Origin of the sequence: Citromicrobium bathyomarinum (assembly GCF_038594485.1) — a bacterium.
Classification (GTDB): Bacteria; Pseudomonadota; Alphaproteobacteria; order Sphingomonadales; family Sphingomonadaceae; genus Alteriqipengyuania; species Alteriqipengyuania bathyomarina_A.
Genome location: NZ_JBCFZG010000008.1, coordinates 1 through 23,260, shown reverse-complemented (window position 1 = coordinate 23,260; position 23,260 = coordinate 1). Strand labels below are relative to the sequence as shown.

Annotated in this window: 20 protein-coding genes and 1 tRNA gene; 9 read left to right on the top strand and 12 right to left on the bottom strand. The window is 60.5% G+C overall.

From position 1 onward, the window contains the following. Nucleotides 1-603: 603 nt before the first annotated feature. Genes AAG591_RS12890 through AAG591_RS12870 form a run of 5 tightly spaced genes read right to left on the bottom strand, consistent with a single transcriptional unit; the run spans nucleotide 604 to nucleotide 6,084 of the window. Nucleotides 604-1,980, bottom strand: coding sequence for an O-antigen polymerase (locus AAG591_RS12890; protein WP_342531772.1), 1,377 nt, complete (start codon nucleotides 1,978-1,980; stop codon nucleotides 604-606). After that, a complete protein-coding gene (locus AAG591_RS12885; RefSeq protein WP_342531771.1) occupies nucleotides 1,980-3,260 on the bottom strand; it encodes a lipopolysaccharide biosynthesis protein in 1,281 nt (426 codons plus the stop codon). Before AAG591_RS12885 ends, AAG591_RS12890 begins: the two co-directional genes overlap by 1 nt. Further along, nucleotides 3,257-4,297 (bottom strand): polysaccharide pyruvyl transferase family protein, encoded by a 1,041-nt coding sequence (locus tag AAG591_RS12880; protein ID WP_342531770.1) that lies wholly within the window; start codon nucleotides 4,295-4,297, stop codon nucleotides 3,257-3,259. The genes AAG591_RS12885 and AAG591_RS12880 overlap by 4 nt, the downstream gene beginning before the upstream one ends. A 27-nt stretch (nucleotides 4,298-4,324) precedes the next feature. Then, nucleotides 4,325-4,900 carry an acyltransferase gene (locus tag AAG591_RS12875; protein ID WP_342531769.1) on the bottom strand — a complete coding sequence of 192 codons (576 nt, stop codon included), beginning with the start codon at nucleotides 4,898-4,900 and terminating at the stop codon, nucleotides 4,325-4,327. Beyond that, nucleotides 4,897-6,084 (bottom strand): glycosyltransferase, encoded by a 1,188-nt coding sequence (locus AAG591_RS12870; RefSeq protein WP_342531768.1) that lies wholly within the window; start codon nucleotides 6,082-6,084, stop codon nucleotides 4,897-4,899. Before AAG591_RS12870 ends, AAG591_RS12875 begins: the two co-directional genes overlap by 4 nt. A gap of 79 nt (nucleotides 6,085-6,163) precedes the next feature. Between AAG591_RS12870 and AAG591_RS12865 the strand changes: the two genes are divergently transcribed. Continuing rightward, a complete protein-coding gene (locus AAG591_RS12865) occupies nucleotides 6,164-6,883 on the top strand; it encodes an FkbM family methyltransferase (RefSeq protein WP_342531766.1) in 720 nt (239 codons plus the stop codon). Between the two features lie 3 nt (nucleotides 6,884-6,886). Here the strand turns inward: AAG591_RS12865 and AAG591_RS12860 are convergent, their stop codons facing one another. The 5 genes from AAG591_RS12860 to AAG591_RS12840 form a co-directional block, all read right to left on the bottom strand. Continuing rightward, nucleotides 6,887-7,627: a class I SAM-dependent methyltransferase gene (locus AAG591_RS12860; RefSeq protein WP_342531765.1), complete on the bottom strand. Its 741-nt coding sequence runs from the start codon at nucleotides 7,625-7,627 to the stop codon at nucleotides 6,887-6,889. Nucleotides 7,628-8,814: 1,187 nt separating this feature from the next. After that, entirely contained in the window at nucleotides 8,815-10,047 is a 1,233-nt protein-coding gene (locus tag AAG591_RS12855) for a WcaI family glycosyltransferase (RefSeq protein WP_342531764.1), read from the bottom strand. Further along, the gene (gene fcl, locus AAG591_RS12850) at nucleotides 10,044-10,982 is read right to left on the bottom strand and encodes a GDP-L-fucose synthase (protein ID WP_342532286.1); all 939 of its coding nucleotides are present in this window, start codon (nucleotides 10,980-10,982) and stop codon (nucleotides 10,044-10,046) included. Before fcl ends, AAG591_RS12855 begins: the two co-directional genes overlap by 4 nt. Nucleotides 10,983-11,007: 25 nt before the next feature. Continuing rightward, complete coding sequence (gene gmd / locus AAG591_RS12845) at nucleotides 11,008-12,084, bottom strand: GDP-mannose 4,6-dehydratase (RefSeq protein ID WP_342531762.1); 1,077 nt, start codon at nucleotides 12,082-12,084, stop codon at nucleotides 11,008-11,010. Nucleotides 12,085-12,269: 185 nt separating this feature from the next. Next, nucleotides 12,270-12,416, bottom strand: coding sequence for a hypothetical protein (locus tag AAG591_RS12840; RefSeq protein WP_342531761.1), 147 nt, complete (start codon nucleotides 12,414-12,416; stop codon nucleotides 12,270-12,272). Between the two features lie 356 nt (nucleotides 12,417-12,772). Between AAG591_RS12840 and AAG591_RS12835 the strand changes: the two genes are divergently transcribed. The 3 genes from AAG591_RS12835 (at nucleotide 12,773) to AAG591_RS15200 (ending at nucleotide 16,113) form a co-directional block, all read left to right on the top strand. Beyond that, nucleotides 12,773-14,188, top strand: a complete 1,416-nt coding sequence (locus tag AAG591_RS12835; protein ID WP_342531760.1) for a sugar transferase — start codon at nucleotides 12,773-12,775, stop codon at nucleotides 14,186-14,188. Between the two features lie 201 nt (nucleotides 14,189-14,389). After that, nucleotides 14,390-15,712: a UDP-glucose dehydrogenase family protein gene (locus AAG591_RS12830; RefSeq protein WP_342531758.1), complete on the top strand. Its 1,323-nt coding sequence runs from the start codon at nucleotides 14,390-14,392 to the stop codon at nucleotides 15,710-15,712. A gap of 194 nt (nucleotides 15,713-15,906) precedes the next feature. Then, nucleotides 15,907-16,113: a DUF1660 family phage protein gene (locus AAG591_RS15200; protein ID WP_425341664.1), complete on the top strand. Its 207-nt coding sequence runs from the start codon at nucleotides 15,907-15,909 to the stop codon at nucleotides 16,111-16,113. A 545-nt stretch (nucleotides 16,114-16,658) separates the two neighbouring features. Here AAG591_RS15200 and AAG591_RS12825 read toward each other — a convergent pair. Beyond that, nucleotides 16,659-16,733, bottom strand: a tRNA-Gln gene (locus tag AAG591_RS12825). 98 nt (nucleotides 16,734-16,831) lie between these two features. On the opposite strand from AAG591_RS12825, the gene argE reads away from it, so the two are divergent. Further along, nucleotides 16,832-17,983: an acetylornithine deacetylase gene (argE, locus tag AAG591_RS12820; RefSeq protein WP_342531757.1), complete on the top strand. Its 1,152-nt coding sequence runs from the start codon at nucleotides 16,832-16,834 to the stop codon at nucleotides 17,981-17,983. Between the two features lie 98 nt (nucleotides 17,984-18,081). On the opposite strand, the gene yghU is transcribed toward argE, so the two are convergent. Next, nucleotides 18,082-18,942: a glutathione-dependent disulfide-bond oxidoreductase gene (yghU, locus tag AAG591_RS12815; protein ID WP_342531756.1), complete on the bottom strand. Its 861-nt coding sequence runs from the start codon at nucleotides 18,940-18,942 to the stop codon at nucleotides 18,082-18,084. Between the two features lie 233 nt (nucleotides 18,943-19,175). On the opposite strand from yghU, the gene AAG591_RS12810 reads away from it, so the two are divergent. The 4 genes from AAG591_RS12810 to AAG591_RS12795 all read left to right on the top strand — a co-directional run. After that, a complete protein-coding gene (locus AAG591_RS12810; protein WP_342531755.1) occupies nucleotides 19,176-19,682 on the top strand; it encodes a hypothetical protein in 507 nt (168 codons plus the stop codon). 60 nt (nucleotides 19,683-19,742) lie between these two features. Next, on the top strand, nucleotides 19,743-20,756 hold the full coding sequence (locus tag AAG591_RS12805; RefSeq protein WP_342531754.1) for a DNA topoisomerase IB: 1,014 nt from the start codon (nucleotides 19,743-19,745) through the stop codon (nucleotides 20,754-20,756). A 113-nt stretch (nucleotides 20,757-20,869) separates the two neighbouring features. Then, on the top strand, nucleotides 20,870-21,901 hold the full coding sequence (locus AAG591_RS12800) for a sensor histidine kinase (protein WP_342531753.1): 1,032 nt from the start codon (nucleotides 20,870-20,872) through the stop codon (nucleotides 21,899-21,901). Between the two features lie 75 nt (nucleotides 21,902-21,976). Continuing rightward, nucleotides 21,977-23,260: NAD(+) synthase (locus AAG591_RS12795; protein WP_342531752.1), on the top strand; the 1,284-nt coding region annotated here is incomplete at its 3' end.

Here is a 23,260-nt window from a genome sequence, read left to right as displayed (position 1 = left end):
GATCGCCTCGCCTACAGCATTTAGAGGCCGGCCGTAATTCGGATTTGGCTTGCGCTGGATTGTCCTCCGTATTGCGGCGCGCTATGTACTTCTATGCGGATGCCGGAGGGCGGAGATGTACAATGTGCGCGCACTAGGTGCAGGGCATTGCCGGCGGGGTAAGTGGCACCGCCGGATTGGATTTCACCTGGCCTTTCGAGGACTGGGCCGCCGGGCCTTCGCGTAGATGCCCTTGATAGCTCGATCCGACGGAATGGCAACTTGGCGGAGCCCGGAGATGTTGAATTTCCCGCGGGTCACCTGCACCTTCGTGGCATTGCGACTCCTACCACGACTTCCCTACGAGTTGGAATATGATCCGCTCCAACGACATGCCAAGCGGATTGACTGATACGCTACCCTGTTAATCGCGAGCACCTGTCTTACGAAAGGCACGCCCCAAATCAATGTTATAGTAGGCACTCACGAGCTTCTTGGTCATTATCGGCGTTACCGGTGAGCCATGACGCTATGTTGGTGCATATGTGAACGGGGCCTAACCGTAATTTCTGTGGCCAATATTACAGGAGACTATGTCGACGGATGATCGTTTACGCCGCATGTCTATCGGCGTATTAATATCAGCTTGCGCCGCGAAGCTGCTTGCCGTCTTCCCGATCGTGGACGGTTGGCATCTTTGGCAGGACTTACGGACAGTACCACCGTTACGACGACCAGAAACAGCGGCATGATTCCACCGGACAGGAGAGCGGTGCTGAATTCGCGACTGTTAAAGAAATACATGTTCATCGATAGCGCTACGGTCAGGATGGCGCGGATATCCGCGAAATAGATGCGGTTGATGAGGATGGTCGAAAGTGTGGCGATCGCTCCGCCGATCACCGCGAAGGCGACAATCCCGTACCAGCCGAAGCTGGCATATCCCGATCCGATGAAGCCCGCCTGATAGGTGGTTTCCGCTCTGAAATAGGTCTGCGGGATAAAGCTGGTAACTTCGAAGGTTTCCTGACCCAGAACCGACGCGAAGGTTCCAAGATTGGCGACGCCTAAAAACTGCGTGCGGTCCGGGAACTCGTTGAACCAGAGCCTTAATGCGTCGGCTTGTGCGAAGGTCCCTCGGTAAAAAACGAGCTTGTAGAGGTCCGCTACCTCAACATAGCCTTCGTCGATCGCGGAACGATATTGTATTAAATAGAGAGATAGCAATAATGTCGGGATTGCGAGGATGACCAGCGGCAGGAAAAAATACTCCTTACTGCTCAGGGAAAGTCGACCCTTGTAGACGATGAATGCCATAATTATGATACACAGGATCGTATAGATCAATGGAAACTTGTTCATCTGAATCATTGTAAAAATGAACGTTGCGATGATCGAGAGGGTCGCAATGAGCCTGAGTTGCCGAAATCTGTAAAAGATGAACACTGAGGCGAGGACGAGGCAAATCGAGATCGTTTGCCTCGAATAGTTCATCAATATCTCGATCGGAGTTCCGGCGAATAGCTCCCGCCGGATCTCCTCGTAAGTGAAATTGGTGTTGCCGGCAAAATACCCCAGGATCGTCGCAAGGCGTGGGGGGCCCATCAACTCCACGAGGTAAAACAGGCCGCAAATCATGAATCCTACGGCGAGGATCGCCGTCGCTGTCCTGGTGTCGCGGATCAGTAAATGGCGCAGATCGCCCGTGTCGATCCGGCGGTTCAAGAGTTGTGGCATAAGCGACCGGATGGCAAGGATGGTCAGCGCCAGTATGACGTTCACCAGCGTGATCGCCAGGATGTATCGCAGTTCAATCGTATCGCTCACATTCGCGCTGAGATCGCGCCACGGGCGAATCAGGGTGTGCGGACCGTATTGTAGAAAATAGATCGAGACAAAGAACGTGACCGGCGAGATGGTTGGGAAACGGCTGCGGATCAGCACGAACAGGAGCGCGATATATCCTAGAAGCGCGGCGAGATAGGCGATGGCTTCGATCATTATAGCGCTTCCGTCTTGCCTGTCAGAGTTTCACGCAGGAGGTTAAGATATCCCAGCCCCATTATGCCAAGCGCCACGGTCGCCCCGATCGCCGCGCCCAGCGCACCGTAGCCGGGTATCAGGAAAAGGTCGATGACTAGGTTCACCGCCGCTGCGACCAGCATGATACGGGCCAACTTTCGGTTCAAGCCGAGCAGTACAAACAGCGGAAGCAACGCGACGAAGGGGGTGGTGAAAAGTTTGCCGAGGGCAAGGATGCGCAGCACGTCCGCTGCTTCCGCATAGGCTGGGCCGAACAAAGTGGTCAGTATGGTCGCCGGGAAGAGGATGCAGGGGACGATGATAGCGAGCGTCATGACGGTTGTAGCGCTTAGCACGGCCAAAGCAAAACGCCGCCGCTGCGCCAACGGCACGCGATCCAGCTTCAGCAAGAGAGGCCCTGCGATAAAATTGGTCAACTCCACGATCGCCTGCAGCAGGAACGTCACCCGCACAGCGACGCTGAAGTCGGCGACCTGATCCGGCGTGGAAAGCGGGGCAAGGAGGATGATGTCGACCCGGTTCAGAAGCTGCGCAATGCCCTGCGACATCAGCGAGGGCAGCGACATCAGCAGCAGCATACGGCGCGCGGGCGGCGCTGGGAGTGCTTTTGTGCCGATTGGCGATGCTGGCAGCAGTCGGTTGAGGGAAAACCAGGCCCAGATGCCGGCGCCGATATAGGCTAACAGCAAGAGGCCGGAGAATGCCATCGCGCTTCCAACCGGGATGGCCAGCAGCAGGATGATGAGGAACGCGCTGGCGACGGTGGTATCGTGCAGGATCGCCTTGAGCCGCGCTGCCGCGCCCAAAAACGCTGTGCGACCGATCCGGCGATAGATCGCACTCATCGTGCAGAGCACCACCACTGTGATCAGGATCAGCACTTCCGGAGTCGTCCTGTCCGGGCGCTCCACGAACAGTGGCAGCGAGAGGAAGAGCGTGACGGGGATTGATATGATCACGCCCAGCCAGAGATACTGGCGCATCTTCCACAATTTCTGCGACCGCGAATAGCGCGGGTAGACGTAGCTCACAAAGCTATCGAGGCCGATGGCGCCAATGCCCTGCGCCAGCGCCACAAGCCCGACGAGGTAAAAGATCGAGCCCGCCTCGGTCTTGGTAAACAGGTGCGCGATGAGAATGGTGACCACAATTTGCAGCGCTTTCGACGCACCATAGGCGATCAGGATTGGTGCGCGCTTTTGCGCAATCTGGGCAAACTTGCGCAGGCGGGATATCACCCGGTCGCACCATCGAAGAAGTCTTCTAGCTGCTGCTTGCAGCGTGCGAAGGCGGGTACGACGATACGGTTATGCAACTCGCTGCGTCTGGCCAGAAGCTCTCCGGTCCGTTTGCGGCACTCCGGCTCAGCTTCGATGATCAGCCCTGAAAGCTCGCCTTCGGCTAGCGCGCCCCTAATTTTACGCTCCTCCGGATGTAGCAGCGGGAGGGGCAGCGCGCCTGCCGCCGCCGCGACGAGAAGGCCGTGCAAACGGTTGGACACTATCGCTCCAGCCCGCGCATAGACCTGCATCGCCTCGTCGAACGAGGGGCGATGATTTCCGGTGTTGAGCTCGCGGATGCCGAGATCATAAGCCAGTCGCGCATGGAGCGGGGCGTCGAGCGAAACCTGGAAGAACATGACAGGTTCAAGCTGAACTGCGTGCATGGCCACGGCTATGGCAGCGACCGTCTTCCGCAGCTGCTCATAGGGTTGGGACTTGTGCTCGCGCACTGCGATCAGGCCAATATCGCCCTCGTTATGGGTGCTGCATTGGAGCCCGAAAGCGAGATCCGGAACGATCGGTAGATTAATTCCGCGTTCGGCGAAACCGTTGCGCGAGATGATGTCGCGCACCGAGAGCGGATGGCCCGCCTTGCGCAACTGGGAATATAGCCGGGTCGTCTCCGGAAAAGCGCCTTCGAAGGATGCGCCGACTTGTAAGATCCGCAGGCGTCCAAGCCCATAGTGTGTCGCTGTCGAGAGTATCTGGCGCGTCCGTGTGGGCTGGTCGAGCGTGTTGTGACCAGGCGATAGGACTAGCGTCATTCCACTCCCTGCGGCCGCCTGCAGAATGCGGGGAGCCATTTGCCGCAATTCGCCACAGGTGATCGGTGCGCCACTTAGTTGCTCCGCCAGCGCTTGAAAATCGTCCACATAATCTGCAGGCGCACCGTTCGAAATGCCCAAGAATCTGCCTCGGCGATTCAGTTCCGCTGCCAGAACCGCGTTGATGACGAGGTCGCCCAGATTCTCGTACTGGGTCTTGAGCGACATGACGTGAAGGCGATGTCCCATGATCGTTCAGTGCTCTGACCGTGTCATGCGCAGGTCGGCGTTGGCGGGATAGCGACTGCGGATTGGGCGTGCCGGGTTGCCCACGCAGACGGTATAGGGAGGTAAATCTTTCACCACGACCGATCCAGCGCCGATAATGCAACCGTCACCGATGGTGACCGAGCCGACGATGATGGTGCCGTAACCTATGAGCACGTCGCTGCCGATCTTCACGACGCTATCGTCCACTCTCGGCTGCGTGAACACGGTGCGGTTCGGGTCGTCGAAAGGATGATCCTTGCCGATCACAGACACATTGCTCGACACCAACACGTAGTTTCCGACTTCTAGATCGGCTTCGCAGGTGAAGTTCTTGCCGAAAGAAACATGGTGGCCGACCCGGCAGAAGTGCGGCGGTCGGATGTCACTGCCGCGCGCGATGGCGACATGACTGCCCCACGTCACCTGCCCATGGCTACCTGCGGCAGTCTTCAGCAGCCGCGCGCGATGCGCCAGACGACGCAGGCCTCCGAGCGGCCAAGAGGTCTTGCGATAGGGCGATGCATCTTCCGGACTGCCCACGTCGGTCGGGATTGCCCTCATCTCGCCACCTCGCGAATCGCATTTGCAATGATCTGTGCCTGCGTTTGTGGATGCCATTTATCGTGGATCGCCGCGCGGGCCATCTTGCGCACATCTTCACGGGTACGCGGTGTGTCGAGCCATTCCGCGATAGTCCGCGCCAGATCTTCCGCGTCGCCGAAGGTGAAAAGGGCGCCCGTCCGCCCCGGCTCAATCGCCTCGACCTCAGGCATTTGTCGATCGAGGTTCGAATGCGTGATCGCAGGCGTGCCATACATCAGCGAATGCATGGCAGTGAGGCCGATCTTGCCGGGCGCGACCATGATATCAGAGTGGTAAATCAGCTGTCCCGTGATCTCTTCGTCATAACACTCTCCGTAGAAGTGGACGTTCAGCTCCTGTTGCTGGGCCTGCCGTTCCAACTCCTCGCGCACCGGGCCGTCGCCTACCAGCAGGACGTTCACTGGGCGACCATCCTCGCCGAGCTGCGCCGCCGCGTCGAGCAGCAGGTCGAGCCGTACCTTTTCTGTCAGCCGCCCGACGCATATCAGCAAGGGGTGCTCCGGGGCGGCGAAAAAAGTGTGCGGATTGACCGACGCGAGCGCTCGGTTCTCGATTCGCGCCACAATCCCGTCGGCGGCGGCGACGTCGAGGCTGTTGAACACGGTGACGATTCGATCGGCAGGAAAGCCCTGCGCGATGCCGCCCTCCCGCCCGCGTTCGGAATAGACCAGCACCCGATGCGCAAGCCGGTGGAACAACCATCGAAGGAAAGCCCGGGGCGCGCTTTCCCGTTTGATCCAGCCGTGCGACCAGAGGAGCACTCCCTTACCGGTGCTTCGCGCGGCGATCATGCCAAGCCACATGCCGATCTGGTGCTGGTCGCCAAGGAAGATCATCGCGTCGTACTTGGGCGATAAAGCTTGCCGCACCGCCTCAGGCTGCCAGATGAAGCTGCCGATCATCTTGAACGGAGCAGGGCGAAACCTGCGCACTGCACTGAGAGGAGCGGGTTTGATGCCTTGATAGGGTGCCGTATCCCCGAAAAAGACGATATCCAGTCCCTCGAGAGCGTCGAGCGCCCGCATCACGGGCAAGCGATAATGCGGCCAGATATGATAGACCGCCGCGACACGGGCAAGGCGTTCGCGCGGCTCTTCCAGAGCACTCATCCAGAAACGACCCCCTTCGCCCTTTTGCCGCACTGCGGTATAAAAAATTGCGTGTAGTGACAAGCACGCTATACCCCGATTGGGCGGCGGTTTGGAACAGGGGACGGATGTGGTGAAGACGGCTTTTCGAAAGTCGCGCAAATTGGGCGGTTTACTGGCAAGACCGGGTACTTGGCCGGGTCTGAAACACAAGGTCGCCGCCGCAATCGAACACGAGAATGCCGTGCGCAGCGCCACGATCGGCACGCTGGTGGATGTCGGCGCCAATGTTGGTCAATTCTCGCTGCTCGTCCGCGTGCTCCATCCCTATGCCCAAATCCACGCTTTCGAGCCACTTACCTCGATGGCCGCGCGCTATCGCAGCCTGTTCGCAGGCGACGATCGGGTTACGCTGCACCAGATGGCCGCAGGTGAAGAACCGGGCGAGGCCACCATCAATGTTTCGGCCAGTGCTGACAGTTCGTCGCTTCTGCCCATTACTGAGACGCAGGATGCGATCTTTCCCGGAACCAAACGCGTAGCGACCGAAACGATCCAGGTCTCGCGAATCGATGATGTTCTCTCCGAACCGCTCGAAGGGCCGATTTTCGTGAAACTAGATGTACAGGGGTTTGAACTGGCGGCGCTCAAGGGCATGCCGCGCCTCCTGGAACGCGTCGACCGGCTTTATGTGGAGGTGTCCTTCATTGAGCTTTACGAAGGCCAGGTGCTGGCACCGGAGATGATCGCTTGGTTGGCGGACCAGGGCTTCACCATCCGAGGCGCGTATAATCCGGTCTGCGCCTCCGATGGATCGGCAGTGCAGTCGGACTTTCTGTTCGCGCGGGCCTGATCTCTACTTTCGGACAAATACCAGCAGCACGGCGTTGAGCCCCGGCGGGGTCAGACCATGAAGGAGCTTGAATGCCCTGAATACCAGCGCGTTGTTGAAGTGGTAGGCTGGCTCCCACGAGGAATCGTAGACGACCACTTCGTCCGCCTTGGTGAAGGCTTTCGACAAAGCACCGCGCGTGTTCATTCGGTAGAATGTTGGGAAAACATCGTGCTCCAGCCGCTCTGGCTGGATTTTGCGGAGCAGCGCCGTGTGGTTGACATTGCCAGCTAGACGTGATGCCAACGAGATGTAACCGAACTTGTTTGGTGTGATCGCACAAAAATACCCGCCGGGCTTTAGCACCCGGAGCAATTCGCGAGCCACCTGCGCTGGGTCCGCAACATGTTCCAGCACCCAGCTGGAATAGATTACGTCGAAAGTGTTATCGCCGTAAGGGAGCGGCTTCTCTGGTTGGAACACCTTGGCCGAATTGAGAAACGGGTTTCCCATCACCGTCTCGTCGATATCGCACCCTTCGAGGTGCTTCACGCGGCCCTTCAGCGTCTTGAGATGCCGCACATAGGGCACGCGTTCGGTATCGATTTGGGCTCCACGACCTGCGCCATAGTCGAGCACCACTGAATTCTCGTTCACCAGGGCGTTAATTCGGGTGTAGAATTCTATGCTGCCATTGACCCGGGAGAAGCCGCCAACCGAAGCCTCCGGATAGTGTCGCCGGACCAGTTCCGCACCCTCTGCCATTTAGCCCCCTCGTTCCACCGCATATTGCGCTTGCGAAAGGATTACCGGCAAATGCGATGACAGACAATCCGATTGTCTGCCATTGCATTTGCCCCCTGCCTGTCACAGGCCGCGCGGCAAGAGACCCGGCACCATCGACACACTTCGAAGTGAACCGTATGGGGAGATGGGGTGACGTTCCGTATCGTGGTGGAGGAGGACCCGCAACCGCGCTCAGTCGGCTGGTACGGGCACGCCCGAAAGATACCACGGCACCCACCGTTCAACTTGGTTCAAGTTTTAGTCGCGCGTGGGGTTGATATCTGTTTAGGGCGCTTGCGAGGACGTTTACACCGACCTTCGACCAGCGGTGATTGGGCCGCGGGCGGGCCTTCGCAACTAGCCAGCCAGTCTCACGTCGCGCCCGCGTCGCGCTTTGAAGGTGGCCATGTCCTGGGAAAGGCAGCCATAGCCAGAGGCGCAGGTGCGCTTGATCGAATTGGGGGAGGCGCGGATCGCGCCGCATAGCGGTGTCGGCTTTGACGTAACATTGGTGGGTCTGGTCCATCGGCTTGGGAAGGAGCCGTGGGGCGCGTGAAGCTCCATTGTCGATCAGGTTGAGGTCCGCGAGGTGCGAGATCGACGAAGATGCCGGACGCGATGGGCTGGGACTCCACAAGTCGCGATACCTCCAGCGGCTTTCCGCCAGCATTGGCGAGTTCCATGCGCATCGTTGATCCACCATTTACCAGCATGTTCGACAGTCGCCGAGGGGAACGCGGAACTTGCCGTGTTCCAGGTTTCCACTTCCACCCTTGATGCCGCAGGGTGGATAGTGACCAAATCGGAAAGTCGATCGACCCGCTGTCCCCAAGCTCCAGTATCAGACTGCTTGACGCCTAGGCGATGATGACAAGTGCGCAACCGGGATCAATCGCGGTGGGCAGCGGAGCTGGCCCCGCGGCCCTATAGTCGATCTAGCTTAAGGGTAGGGGATGCACAACGCTACCAATGATCGCCTCGCAGTCTTCGTCAAAGGCGACTGCCGTAGTTGAGACATAGGGTGTGGGGCACTAAATCGGTCTGGGTATGGGACCGTCGGAAGAAGATCGCGCGCCATATAAACGGGCGCAACGACGGTGCGGCAGCGCGATTTGCTAGCTGCCTCCGGCCGATAAGGCCCTTGGCACAGTGATTCTCTGGAGGATTTACGCCTTGGATAGCGCAACGAGCTGTTGCTCGAAGGCGGACAGGATCTTGCTCCGTTCCCACGTCTCGACCGCCTTTTCGCGTGCCGTCGCGCCGAGTTTCGCGGCGAGGTCAGCGGAATCGAGCACTTGTTCGATCGCAGCGACAAAGGCGCCTGTGTCACCCGGCGGGGTCACGATACCTGCGCCTTCCACTTCCAGCGCCAGCCCGGTGCCGGGCTCGGCGGTGGCCACGGTCGGCTTGCCGGAGGCGAGCATGTTGGTCAGCTTGGACGGCAGGACAAGATCCGCCGCGCCCGCGATCTGCGGCAGCAGGTGGACGCTGGCGAGGCCGAGGAGATCGGACAGGCGCCCTCGCGGCTGGAGATCGTGGAACTGGATATTGTCGAGACCGCTCGCTTGGCGTTCGAGGTTCGCACGATTGGGCCCGTTGCCGCACACCGCGAACACTAGATCGTCCCGGTGTGAGAGCAACCGCGCGGCATCGACGACAATCTCAATCCCCTGCTTGTTCGCAATATTGCCCGAATAGAGCGCGACCTTGCGGCTGCCGATGCTCCATTCATCCTGGAAAGGAGAAAGGCCGGTCAGAGGGACAATATTTTCGATATTGGCCCAGTTGCGGAATTCGTAGGTATTCTCGGGCGCGACGCCTTTCTCGATCAGCTTGGCGACCATCGCGGGCGAGATAGAGCTGACTCGGTCCGCCGCGCGCAGGACTGCGCGTTCGACGCCCACGGCACGGTAAGCGATCGTGCTGTCGCGATCAATGAGGCCGGTGGCGAGCGCGGCCTCGACCTCGAAATCCTGTATGTGCAGCCACAGCGGCACCCGCGCGGTGCGCGCGGCGAGGATGGCAGTCGAAGCCGCGATCATCGACGGGGCCACAGTCAGCACAACATCCGGCCGACGCTTCCCGGAGAGTGCGGCCTTCATCATCGGCATGAGCGCGGCGTTTGCGAAGGTAGCGTGGTGGGCAAGCCGCTTCGAACCGCTGGGCTCTGCCGGGACGTAATGCATGCAGCGGGTGATCGAAACGCCCTGTTCCACGCTTTTGCGGTAGAGCCTGCCGCGCCACTCCTGCGGCACGTCCCATCTGGGGTAGTAGGGCTTGCCCGCGACTACCACTACTTCGTGTCCTGCTTTGGCCAGCCATTGCGCGGTGCCGGTGGAGTAGGGACCGATACCGATCTCTTCGGGCGCGTAATTGAGCGTCAGGAAAAGGACTTTCATGCGCCGCGCACGTCCCCGGCGAGGAAATCACGATAGGCCCGTGCGATACCGTCCTCCAGCGGGATCGAAGGTCGCCAGCCCATGGCCTGAAGGCGACCCGAATCCATCAGCTTGCGCGGAGTGCCATCCGGCTTGGTCGGATCACGCTTGACCATGCCGTTAAAGCCGATCACCTGCGCAACCATATCCGCCAGATCGCCGATCGCGATTTCTTTGCCTGATCCGACATTGACGTGCTCTTCGCCCGAATAGGTCTTGAGCAGAAAGACGCAGGCATCGGCGAGGTCGTCGACATGCAGGAATTCGCGAAGGGGCGTGCCCGATCCCCAGATCGTGATGCTGTCCGCCCCCGCTTTCTTTGCCTCATGCGCCTTGCGGATAAGTGCCGGCAATACGTGGCTTTTTTCCAAATCGTAGTTGTCCCCGGGCCCATAGAGGTTGGTCGGCATCGCGCTGATGAAATCGCGTCCGTACTGGCGGCGATAGGCCTGGCACAATTTGATCCCGGCGATCTTGGCGATCGCGTACCATTCGTTGGTCGGCTCTAGCGGCCCCGTCAGCAGCGCCTCCTCGCGCATCGGCTGGGGTGCCATCTTCGGGTAGATGCAAGACGAGCCCAAGAATAGCAACTTCTCAGTGCCATACCTGTGTGCTGCCTCCACCAGATTAGCCTCGATCATTAAATTGTCGTAGAGGAATTCCGCCGGGTAGGAATCGTTCGCCAGGATGCCGCCGACCTTCGCGGCGGCAACCACGACGACATCGGGCCGGTGCTCGGCGAACCACCCTCTGACCGCGGCCTGTTCACGCAAGTCCGTGCAGCGATCGGATATCAGGATACGGGAGGCTTCGCCTTTTAGACGTCGAACGAGGGCCGCCCCGACCATGCCTCGGTGGCCGGCCACGTATACCGACTTACCGGAAAGATCGAACATCATCGGGCCGGTCTCCCCCGTCGGCCTACTGCGACTTATCGATCGGAGCGTCGCGCATCACGATCATGTCAGCCTCGACCATCTCGCGAGCCAACTCCCGCGGGCCGGTGTCGTGGGTCCAGCCGAGCTTCTCCTTAGCTTTCGTCGGATCGCCAAGGAGCAACTCGACCTCGGTAGGCCGGAAATAACGCGGATCGACCTCGATCAACAAGCGGCCGTCGTCCTGCGCGTAGCCTTTCTCGTCCACGCCTTCGCCACGAAATTCGATCGGGATGCCAGCATCCTCGAAAGCCCACCGCACGAATTCACGGACCCGAGTTGTGACGCCGGTGGCCAGCACGTAATCGTCCGGGTCGTCCTGCTGCATCATCATCCACATGCCGCGGCAGTATTCGCGGGCGTGACCCCAGTCGCGCTGTGCGTCTAGATTGCCGAGAAACAGTTTGTCCTGTCGGCCATGTGCAATCGCCGCGGCGGCGCGGGTGATCTTGCGGGTCACGAAGGTTTCGCCGCGCAGCGGGCTCTCGTGGTTGAAAAGGATGCCGTTGCTTGCATGCATACCATAAGCCTCGCGGTAGTTCACCGTAATCCAGTAGGCGTACAGCTTAGCTGCGGCGTATGGACTGCGCGGATAGAACGGCGTTGTCTCGGATTGCGGGACTGCCTGCACCAACCCGTAAAGCTCCGATGTGGAAGCTTGGTAGAAGCGAGTGTACTTTTCGAGGCCGAGGATACGGATCGCCTCAAGTAGCCGCAGCGTGCCGATTGCGTCCGCATTGGCGGTATATTCGGGCGTCTCGAAGCTGACTGCGACGTGGCTTTGTGCAGCGAGATTGTAGATTTCGGTCGGCTTCACGTCCTGAACAATGCGGATGAGGTTGGTCGAATCGGTCAGGTCCCCGTAATGCAGGATCAGGCTGGGGTCCGGATTGTGCGGATCCTCGTAGATATCTTCAATCCGCCCAGTGTTGAACGAAGAAGACCGCCGCTTAATACCGTGCACGACATAGCCTTTTTCCAACAGCAAACGCGAAAGATAGGCCCCATCTTGCCCAGTCACGCCCGTAATGAGCGCCACCTTTTCATCTGACGGTGCGGCCATGAGTCCCTCCCTCTAGTCAGCGGCAGTCCTAGCGATCAAGTGAGCAGGCGCAACATGAAAGTTGGCAGCTGCCAATTTCTCGATGGGGTCGTGTTGTCGGGAATGCGAGCATCTCAATTCGTACCCTCGTGTACGCCAGCAATTGTGCGTTGGAGCACCCGCAAAGTTACCTCATTAGTAAAGCTTTAAATGCCGTTGTCAGGGTTGATGCGGCAATAGTTCGCGTGAGTCGTGAGGGTGCAAAAACCAACAAGGCCATCAGTGCCATAATAAAGATCGATGCCCCATTGCTTTTGTTTCGGTTTGTACTTTGCGGCAATGAAGTAGTTCAATATACTAAGTAGTAATATTGTAATGGAAATATTGATTGATATGTAGTTTCCTAGTTGATCTTTGTCGTTGGTTGAATCAGTTCAGATTTCCCCCGGCGATTGGAGAGCAAAATTAGTCCGTGTTTGGTCGCCCCCTTTCGAGTAAATGCGATCATGTGCGGTTCTCTTGGTCCGCAGTTTGGGCGCCTTATGCCGGTCTCATCCTTGATCGGTACGGCCGTGCAAAAAAACTTGATCCAACCCACGGGTCGGTAAATGTCATATAGAGTTGCGCGCCGATGGAGAATCATCGGAGCAGGTTGTGGTGATGCCGCGGAGGCTGTCGCAGTAAAATTCACGTTTTAAGGGGCAAAACGATGGGGGTCGTGGCTGGGTTGGAGAAGAGAGTTTCCTCGCAGATGGAGGGGGATCCTTTTTCCGCAAGCTCTATGCAGGTTCGGTACTCGATGCAAAAGCGTCGACTCCGTCTCTATGTAGCGCTGCTTCTGGGTGATTTGCTTCTTACTTCGGTATCGTACTTAGTCGTTGCGGCGTTTTACATAAACTCTTGGGGTTCGCCGGTGGGGCAACAGCTGGCAATTGCGATGAGTTCGCTCTTCGTGCTGCTTGCTTTCTATCAGGGTCTATATTCTCTTGCAGCAATCACCAATGTAAGGGCGACGGTTCGCCTTTCGGTCCAAGCGATGGCGTCGGCATTGGTGCTATATCTTTTGGTGACATTCTTCGCTAAGACTACGGCGGAGACATCGCGTATCGTTCTGACATTGGGTGCGGCGGTCAGTACCGCCATGGTGATCGTGTATCATTCATCAATGATCAGCTTGTGGCGGTATCGCCAAGGGGCGAGCTTCCAAAATGTTATGATTGTCGATGCAGGTGGGGATAAGATTGATTTGCCCGGGGCACATCATTTTCCAGCTCATAATATCGACGTAGATCTACTCCGCTCCTCACCTAGCGATTTGCATACAATCGGCACAGCGTTTCGGAATATGGACCGTGTAATTGTAGCCTGCGATCCTGCTGATCGCGCGAACTGGTCATTTGTTTTGCGCGCGATTGGCGTACGAGGGGAGGTCACCTCGCCCATCTTGCGTGAAATGGGGGTGCGCGAAGTTCAAATCGAAAAGGACTTCACAACGTTGCTTATCGCGGTCGGGCCGCTTGGAATCCGCGACCGTCTGCTGAAACGTATTCTTGACCTCGTGATCGCTCTGCCCGCCAGCATCATTCTCTTACCGCTATTCGTCATCATCGCTATCGCAATAATGCTTGAAAGCGGCCTGCCGATAATTTTCCGCCAACGCCGGATGGGCAGGAATAATGTGTATTTTACGATGTATAAGTTCCGCACGATGAAACAAGAGAAAGCGGACGCTCTCGGCCATCGATCAGCCTCGCGTGATGACGACCGGATCACCAAAGTTGGTAAGTTCTTGCGTCGCACGAGCCTCGACGAACTACCACAGATTTTGAACGTCTTGGCGGGCGACATGAGCCTTGTTGGGCCGCGACCCCATGCCATTGGGTCGCGGGCGGGCGATAAATTGTTCTGGGAGGTGGACGAGGCCTACTGGCTTCGCCACGCAGCGAAACCCGGCATGACAGGCTTGGCGCAAATCCGCGGATTTCGAGGAGCCACTGATTGCGAGGACGATTTGTCCAATAGGCTCTCGTCAGACCTCGAGTACATCGCCAATTGGTCTCCGTTAAAGGACCTGATGATTATAATTAAAACCTTAACGGTGTTAATTCATGCCAAGGCTTTTTGATGTGCGCAGCAAGTGAGAGATGCCGAAATATCTCTTTTCGAGTCAAGCAAGTCATTGTCGGCTATGTGAGGTCTCGTGGGCCGCGCTATAGCTCGACTACTCGTCTCTACATCGCGTGAATGCCCGGCGGTTTGGGTGAAATGAGTTGAGAGATTTGCGAAAATTCCCAGAGAGCCTAGTCTTGGCGAAAGGTCCCAAGACATGAAAATCGCGATGGTCGGCTCGGGCTATGTAGGCCTTGTTTCGGGGGCCTGCTTTGCAGACTTCGGGCATGACGTGGTGTGCATCGACAAGGACCAGTCGAAGATCGACCGGCTCCATGAAGGGATCATGCCGATCTACGAGCCCGGCCTCGACAGCCTGGTCGAGAGCAATACGCGCGCCGGGCGCCTGTCGTTCACGACCGACCTTGCCGAAGGGATCGCGGGCGCGGGCGCGATCTTCATCGCCGTGGGCACGCCCAGCCGCCGGGGCGATGGCCATGCCGACCTGTCTTTTGTGAAAGAGGTCGCGCGCGAAATCGGCGAATCTCTGACCAACAGCGCGGTCGTGGTGACCAAGTCGACCGTGCCCGTCGGCACCGGCGACCAGGTCGAACGGATCCTCGCCGAAAGCCCGGCGGTGCGCGAACGCGGGCTGACCGTCGCGGTCGTCTCGAACCCCGAATTCCTGCGCGAAGGTGCCGCCATCGGCGACTTCAAGCGGCCCGACCGGATCGTGATCGGGGCCGAAGACGAGTTCGGGCGCGAAGTGATGCGCGAAGTCTATCGCCCGCTGTTCCTCAACGAATCGCCGATCCTGTTCACCGGCCGGCGCACCAGCGAGCTGATCAAGTACGCGGCCAACGCCTTCCTCGCGACCAAGATCACCTTCATCAACGAGATCGCGGGCCTGTGCGAAAAAGTCGGCGCGAACGTGCAGGATGTCGCGCGCGGCATCGGGATGGACAACCGCATCGGCTCCAAGTTCCTCCACGCCGGGCCCGGCTACGGCGGATCGTGCTTCCCCAAGGATACGCTCGCGCTGCTCAAGACCGCCGAGGACTTCGAAAGCCCGGTGCGGATCGTCGAAGCGGTGGTTAAGGTCAACGACAGCCGCAAACGCGCGATGGGACGCAAGGTGATCGACGCGCTTGGCGGGATGGATGCAGCGCGCGGCAAGCGCGTCGCAATGCTCGGCCTGACCTTCAAGCCCAACACCGACGACATGCGCGATTCGCCCGCCATCGCGGTCGCGCAGACGCTCGCCGATGCGGGCGTCGAGATCGCTGCCTTCGACCCCGAAGGGATGGAAATCGCCGCCCCGCTGATGCCCGAGGTGGAGATGAAGGACGATCCCTACGCCGCCATCGAAGGGGCCGACGCGGTGGTCATCGTGACCGAGTGGGACGTGTTCCGCGCGCTTGATCTCAGCCGCGTGAAACAGCTCACCAAGGCCCCCGTGTTGGTCGATCTGCGCAATATCTACAATCCTGCTGACGTCCGCGAAGCAGGCTTCCGCTATACCAGCGTGGGACGGGTTTAGTTTTTGGGTGACGAAGTTACTCCATTTCTAGCTCCCCAGAACAAAGGCGGGTTCATGCAGTCGAGGCGGCAATCTGTCGCTAAAATGTCGCAAATATTCGACCGGACGTAGAGGGGCGCAATTTAGCGATTGCATAGTGGGTTTTGAAGTAAATAATATAGGTTGTTAGGCACCGCTTGCGAAGGGATCCAACCGTGCACTGGCTCCTCATTTGTAGATTGTTTGGGCATCGTATCCCGCGCCGGAAGGTGTGGCATGACGGCGCTGATTTCAGAACAACCTGTACACGGTGCCGCCGGCCTTTGCTCAAAGCAGAGACTCACTGGCGCGAATTCGACACGGAACGCGATCTAGCCGTCAGCCGAAATCCGCACCCAAATTTTCATATCGAGAGGAACTGAATTGCCTCCGCGATGAATTTGGGGATGCCAACGAAAAGGGGCTCGCATATCGCTCATTAGTTGTCTCCTGCTGGAGCTATTCTCCCACGTCGCCCCTCTTGCTTCGATGGCCGCACGTGGAGCGCATAGGGCCGCCCTTTTTGGTGCCTGTCTTGCATTAGCATTGGCCCGCGTTGATCAGATGCTGCCTTCAACCGATAAACCGAGTTGGGGGTCAAGACGTCAGATGTGGTGAGCCCTATTCTGGAGAAAGCAGATTGCAATCGAAGTCGACCAACGTCGGCTTGGCGCAGGATGAGCGTTGGCCTGGTATCTCGAGGCTGGGATGAGTTTGAGCACCCGCGTGAACGACGCGAGGTTCATTCGGGACTAGCATAATTCACAGGTAATCACGGAGCTCAGCCGACAGCCGCTTGCATCTCAAATCGACGCGATTCATGATGACAATATCGAGACCGCGACGAGGTACCACGGCAGGGTGCCACGCGATTTCGACTCGCAGGGAAACCTGAGTTTTTTCAGACACTTGGCTGCTGCCCAAAGCCTGGCTGGGGTGGCAGGGATCGAACCTGCGAATGCCGGTACCAAAAACCGGTGCCTTACCACTTGGCTACACCCCATCGCTGGCAGGACCGCCCCTATAGCGGCGCGTACCTCAATGTGAAGGGGCCGATGTGAAGGGGTGGCATCGGGTCTGCGTCGCGCTAGACCTTCGGCCATGACCGATCTCGCCACTGCTCGCCACATCCTTGACACGCTGATCGGGTTCGACACGACCTCGCGGGGCAGCAACCTCGCGCTGATCGAATGGGTGGAGGAGTATCTGGCGAAGCACGGCGTCGCCTCGCAAAGGGTGCCGAACGAAAGCGGCGAGAAGGCCAATCTGTTCGCCACCTGCGGGCCGAGCGTGGAGGGCGGGGTGATCCTGTCGGGCCACACCGACGTGGTGCCGGTCGATGGGCAAACCTGGTCGAGCGATCCGTGGACCGTGCGCGAGGATAGCGGCAGACTGTTCGGGCGCGGGGTCGCCGACATGAAGGGTTTTATCGCGCTCGCGCTGGCCTTCGTTCCCCGCTTCGTCGCGGGCAAGCTGCCGGTGCATCTGGCGCTGAGTTACGACGAGGAGGTCGGCTGTCAGGGCGCGCCCTCGATGATCGCGCGCATGGCGGAGACCATTCCCGCACCGCGCCTCGCCATCGTGGGCGAGCCGAGCCTGATGGGCATCATCACCGGGCACAAGGGGATCGCGGTGCACGAGGTCACGGTGCGCGGGCATGCGGCGCATTCGTCTCTGGTCGATCACGGGATTTCGGCCAACGCGGTGGCGGTCGAGCTGATGCACGATCTGCTGGCACTCGCCGAGGAGTTGCGTGCTCGGGCCGACCCCGCCAACGGATTCGCACCTCCGCAGGCGACGCTGACCGTGGGCGTGATGGAGGGGGGCACTGCGTCCAACATCCTCGCGGAGCACGCGCGCTTCCAGTTCGATCTGCGCTGCCCGCCGGGCGAGGATGCAGAGGCGATCCTCGCTCCGTTCAAGGACAAATGCGCCGCGCTGGATGCCGAGCTGAAGCGCAGGTTCGCCGATGCTGGCGTGCGGATCGAACAGCACGCCAGCACGCCGCCGATGACGCCAGCGGGCAGCGAGGATGCGGTCGCGTTCGTCCGCGCTCTTACCGGAGAGAACGCCGCGCCGGGCCAGGTCGCCTTCGCTGCCGAGGGCGGGCTGTTCCAGGCGGCAGGCTTCCCCACCGTGATCTGCGGCCCCGGCTCGATCGAGCAGGCGCACCAGCCGGACGAGTGGATCGCGCTGGACCAGCTGGAGAAGGGCGCGGCGTTCATGGCGCGGCTGGCGGAGACATTAAACTGAACCGCTCGTGCTGAGCTTGCCGAAGCACCGTCCTTCTTGAAGAAAAGTGCAGCCCTTCGACAGGCTCAGGGCGAGCGGTGAGATGATGGATCGGGGGCCTAAACCGGCTTGCTCGGCTCCAGCACCTTGCCTTCGAAGTCCGCTGCCGAGTGCCGTTCGCGCAGTTGCGAGGCCTCGTCGCCCCAGGTCTTGTTGACGATCCGTCCGCGCCGCACCGCGGGTCGGCTGGCAATTTCGTCTACCCAGCGTGCGACGTTTGTGTACTCGTGGATCGAGAGGAAGGTCGTCGCGTCGTTGTAGATGATCCCTTCGACGAAGGGCGCGAGCCAGGGGAAGGCGGCGATATCGGCGATGGTGTACTCGTCGCCCGCAAGGAAGCGCGTCTCGCCCAGCCGCTGGTCGGCGACGCTGAACAGCCGCTTGGTCTCCATCGCATAGCGGTTGATCGGGTATTCGTATTTTTCGGGCGCGTAGGCGTAGAAATGGCCGAAACCGCCGCCGATGAAGGGCGCGCTGCCGATTTGCCAGAACAGCCAGCTGAGCATTTCGGCGCGGGCCGGGCCGCTCGATTGGAACGCGTCGAACTTCTCCGCCAGATGCAGCAGGATCGCGCCGCTTTCGAACACGCGAATCGGGGCTTCGCCGGTGCGGTCGACCAGGGCGGGAATCTTCGAGTTGGGATTGATCGCGACGAAGCCGCTGGTGAACTGATCGCCTTCGCCGATATTGATCGTGTAGGCGTCGTATTCGGCCGGATGCCCGGCTTCGAGCAATTCCTCGAGCATGATGGTCGCCTTCACGCCGTTGGGCGTGGCGAGTGAGTGGAGCTGGAACGGATGTTCGCCCGCAGGCAGTACCTTGTCCTCGCGTGCTCCAGCGGTGGGGCGGTTGATGCTGGCGAACCTGCCGCCGTTTTCAGTATCGTTGGTCCAGACCTTGGGGGGAGTATATTCGCTCATCGGGCTTGTCCTTTTCCGGCGGATGCGGCGATCCTTGATGGCGACAAGGTGGGCCTTGCGCGGGCGAGCGCAAGCGCGGGGCTTCGCTTCGGCTGGCAAGATGATCTGGCGGGGGTGAAACCATTCCTGTTTTGCGCAGTCCCGGCGAGGCGGATTGGCAAACCTAACGGGACTTGTGTGGTGCGCTGCGCGAATTGGTCGCTAGCCTGTATGTCGAGCGGGGATACGGCACCATGCAGCGCATATTGTTTCTGGCATTGATGATCGCACCAGTCGCCGCGTGCAGCGGTTCGGCGGCGGAAGCCGAACCGGGCGCGGAAACGGAACAGGCAGCTGGCACGCCGCTGCCCGCAGTTGACGACCAGGCGGAGATCGAGCGGATCGCCGCGACCTTGTCCGACGAGGGCGACTATCCGGACCGGAAAATGTTCACCGGCTTCATGTTCGGCAAGAAGCTGCTTGAAAGCGGTGCGCTCAAGACCCGGGACAAGGATCGCTACAGCGAAACCACGGTCGAGACGGCGATTGCCGCCGAGCGGGCGCGCAAGGTGGCGCGCGACGAGCGTTCGGCGAAGATCGCGCAGCGCCGCGATAGTGGCGACCTCACGCTCGCCAGGGCGGACTGCAAGCAGATGAAGGACGGCATCGATGGCCGCCCGGTCCTATACCCGATGGGCTATTCCTTCAGGGGCCGCAAATACCCCGACCCGTGCACTGCCCTGGCGGACGGCAGCGAGTAGCGGGAACCGCCGCATCTTACGGGAGTCGTCTCAGCAGCACCCAACTGCGGACGCAACCACATGGAAAAGCTCATTTTCGTCGACGACAGCCTGCCGGGGATCACCCGCAAGGGGGCCGGGCGTGGGTGGGCCTATTACGATCCGGACGGGGAGCTGATCCGCGATGCGCAGGAGCGCACACGGCTGAATGCCATTGCGCTGCCGCCCGCCTATTCGGATTGCTGGTTCTGCCCCGCGCCCAACGGCCACATCCTCGCCACCGGGTACGATGCCAAGGGGCGCAAGCAATACCGCTACCACCCCGATTTTCGGGCCACCCGCGAGGGCGAGAAGTTCGACCGCTGCCTTGCGTTCGGTAACCGTCTCCCGCTGCTCAGGAAGCGGGTGGTGGAGGACCTGACGCAAGGCGACATGCGCCTGCCGCGTGCGCTCGCCGGGGTGGTCCGCCTGCTCGACCTGGGGGCGATCCGGGTGGGGAACGACACCTACGCCCGCTCCAACGGCAGCTACGGCGCGACCACGATCAAGAGCCACCACGTAACCGTGCGCGGCAAGACGCTGCGGTTCCGCTTTCGCGCCAAGTCGGGCAAGGAGCGCGACCTGGAACTGACCGACCCGCACCTGGCCAAGATCGTGCGGCAGATGCAGGACCTGGACGGGCAGGACCTGTTTTCTTTCGTCGACGACGGCGGCGATGGCGCGCAGGTCGTGCGCGACGTCACCTCCAGCCACGTGAACGCCTACCTGCGTGAGACGATGGGCAAGGATTTCACCGCCAAGAACTTCCGCACCTGGCACGCGAGCGTGATGGCCTTTGGGCTGCTGGCGGGGGCAAAGGACGATCTCACCATCAAGGCGGTGACGCAGCAGGTATCGGAAAAACTGGGCAATACGCCCGCGATTACCCGCAAGAGCTATATCCATCCCGCCGTGTTCGATCTGATGGACCGGCAAGGGGAGTGGCGCGAAGGGCTGATCCTGCCGCGATCCACCAAATGGCTGACCCGTGAGGAGCGCGGGCTGATCGCGTTCCTCGAACACGCGCCGCCCGTTGCGGATCTGCTGGCGGCCTAACGAATTAGGAAAAACTAACATAGGGCAATCGCGCGCGACATATTTCGCTGCTAGACTCGCGCAAACACCAGCAGCGCCGAATCTGGTGGGATAGGCGCGAAAAAGGAAATTGTTTGCCCAACCACAAGCTGACCGCGGTCGACGCGGCCAATTTCCTGCCGCAAGGCGTGCCCGCGCTCGTGTCGCAGATCATGTTCGGCCTGCTGCTGGCGGTCGCGATGATCGGTCTGCGGGCGCTGATCGATGTCGTTGCACCGACTTCGGGCCCGTTTGCGCTGGTCTATCCCACGGTCCTCATCGCCACCCTTTTCGGTCGGCTATACGCGGGTATCGTCTGCCTGATCGTGTCGTTCCTTTGGGCGTGGTACGTCGTACTGCCGTTCAATTGGTCTTTTGCCTTCGAGCAGGACACGGATCCAGCGCGTGTTACGATCAACATGTTGTCGTGCGTGGTGGTGCTGGCGCTGGCCGAGATCTTCCGTAAGGCGGTGCGCATTCGCGAGGCCGAGTTGCACGAGTCGCTGGAGCGGCGACGCTGGCTGATGGCGGAGCTTCAGCACCGCACCAAGAACAACTTCGCGCTGGTCGCCAGCATGATCGAGTTGCAGAAGCGCCGGCAGGACAATCCCGCCGCCGCCGCCGCGCTGGAGGATGCCGCCAACCGCGTGTTCTCCTTCAGCCGCGCCTATGCGCAGTTGGCCGTCGACGGGGCCGACCGCAAGGAAGGCGCGATCGACATGGCGAGCTACCTCGAAGATGTAATCGACCATCTGGTCCACGCCTCTTTCGACGAGAACGTTACGGTCAATCGCCGGATCGCCGCGATCCCGCTGCCGCGCGACCAGGCGGTGGCGATCGGCCTGTTCCTGAACGAAGCGCTGACCAATGCGGCGAAATATGCCTTCGGCGATGGACGCAAGGGCGAGCTGACGATCACTCTCGACGGGACGGCGAGCGACTGGCGGCTCGATGTGCGCGACAACGGGGCGGGCGACGCTGCGACCAGCGATTCCGACGGCGGGCTGGGCAGGAGCCTGATGCGGACCTTCGCCCAGCAGGCGGGGGCGGAGCAGGACATCGAAGTGAACGATCAGGGCTGCCGCGTCACCCTGACGCGTCTGCCGCTCAACACGCAGCGCGCCTGACCGGGCCGCAGACGCGATGATGCGCGCGCTGGCCCTTGTGTCGCGCGCAGCATGCGGGCACAGGCTGACCCGATAATGGGTGAGCGCGCACATCCCTTCTTCGACATGCACACGCACGGCTTCGTGCGCGTCGCGACCTGCACGCCCTGCGTGCGCCCCGCCGACATAACCGGCAACACCGACTCGATCCTGACCGAAGCGCGCCGCGCGCACGAGGCGGGCGTCGACCTGGCGGTCTATCCCGAACTGTGCGTTACCGGCTACGCGATCGACGATCTGCACCTGCAAACGGCAGTGATCGACGCGGCGGAAGCGGCGGTCGGGCGGATCATCGAGGAGAGCGCCGGGCTGACCCCGGTGCTGGTAATCGGCGCGCCCGTGCGGCGCGGGCACCGGCTGTACAATTGCGCGCTCGCGATCGCCGATGGCCGCCTGCTGGGGGTGGTGCCCAAGAGCTACCTCCCCAATTACCGCGAATTCTACGAGAAGCGGCAGTTCACCCGGGGGCAGAATTGCCACGGGCTCGATGTGAGCGTGGCCGGCCACAAGGTTCCTTTCGGCACAGATTTGATTTTCGGCGCGGACAACCTGCCCGGCTTCACCTTCGGGATCGAGATCTGCGAGGATTTCTGGGCTCCGCAGCCGCCGGGGATGCTCGCCGCGATGGCCGGGGCGACGATTCTCACCAACCTTTCCGCCTCGCCCGTCACCATTGGCCGCGCGAGCGATCGCCACCTGCACTGCGCCTCCAGCTCCAGCCGGGGCATGTGCGCCTATGCCTATTCGGCGAGCGGGCACGGAGAGAGCACCACCGACCTCGCGTGGGACGGTCAGGGCGTGATTTACGAGCTGGGCGAGATGCTGAAGGAAAGCGTCCGCTTCGACCGCAAGGCCGAACTGTGCATCGCCGACATCGACACGCAGCGGATCGTCAACAACCGCACGCAGAACGGCACCTTTCACGATGCGAGCGAGGATGCGGGCCGGCCAGAGGACTGGTATCGCCGCGTCGCATTCACGCACAGCCACACGCCCGGCGACATCGGATTACAGCGCGCCGTGCGCCGCTATCCCTTCGTGCCCGACGATCCCGCGACGCTGAACGCGGACTGTTACGAGGCGGTCAACATCCAGGTCGATGCGCTGATGCGTCGGATCGAGGCGACCAAGGCCAAGTCGCTCATCCTCGGCATTTCGGGCGGGCTCGATTCGACCCACGCGCTGCTTGTCGCGTGCATCGCGTGCGACCGGCTGGGCCTGCCGCGCAGCACGATCCGCGGCTATACGATGCCGGGCTTCGGCACCTCCGACCGGACGAAGAACAACGCGCTCGCGCTGATGGAAGCGGCGGGATCACCG

Bases quoted from the DNA above. Each gene is read 5' to 3' on its own strand.
- AAG591_RS12835 (WP_342531760.1), top strand. From the start codon at position 12,773: ATGGGGGTCGTGGCTGGGTTGGAGAAGAGAGTTTCCTCGCAGATGGAG.
- AAG591_RS12830 (WP_342531758.1), top strand. From the start codon at position 14,390: ATGAAAATCGCGATGGTCGGCTCGGGCTATGTAGGCCTTGTTTCGGGG.
- yghU (WP_342531756.1), bottom strand. From the start codon at position 18,942: ATGAGCGAATATACTCCCCCCAAGGTCTGGACCAACGATACTGAAAAC.
- AAG591_RS12860 (WP_342531765.1), bottom strand. From the start codon at position 7,627: ATGGCAGAGGGTGCGGAACTGGTCCGGCGACACTATCCGGAGGCTTCG.
- AAG591_RS12890 (WP_342531772.1), bottom strand. From the start codon at position 1,980: ATGATCGAAGCCATCGCCTATCTCGCCGCGCTTCTAGGATATATCGCG.
- AAG591_RS12880 (WP_342531770.1), bottom strand. From the start codon at position 4,297: ATGTCGCTCAAGACCCAGTACGAGAATCTGGGCGACCTCGTCATCAAC.
- gmd (WP_342531762.1), bottom strand. From the start codon at position 12,084: ATGGCCGCACCGTCAGATGAAAAGGTGGCGCTCATTACGGGCGTGACT.
- AAG591_RS12805 (WP_342531754.1), top strand. From the start codon at position 19,743: ATGGAAAAGCTCATTTTCGTCGACGACAGCCTGCCGGGGATCACCCGC.
- argE (WP_342531757.1), top strand. From the start codon at position 16,832: ATGACCGATCTCGCCACTGCTCGCCACATCCTTGACACGCTGATCGGG.
- AAG591_RS12855 (WP_342531764.1), bottom strand. From the start codon at position 10,047: ATGAAAGTCCTTTTCCTGACGCTCAATTACGCGCCCGAAGAGATCGGT.
- fcl (WP_342532286.1), bottom strand. From the start codon at position 10,982: ATGTTCGATCTTTCCGGTAAGTCGGTATACGTGGCCGGCCACCGAGGC.
- AAG591_RS12810 (WP_342531755.1), top strand. From the start codon at position 19,176: ATGCAGCGCATATTGTTTCTGGCATTGATGATCGCACCAGTCGCCGCG.
- AAG591_RS12875 (WP_342531769.1), bottom strand. From the start codon at position 4,900: ATGAGGGCAATCCCGACCGACGTGGGCAGTCCGGAAGATGCATCGCCC.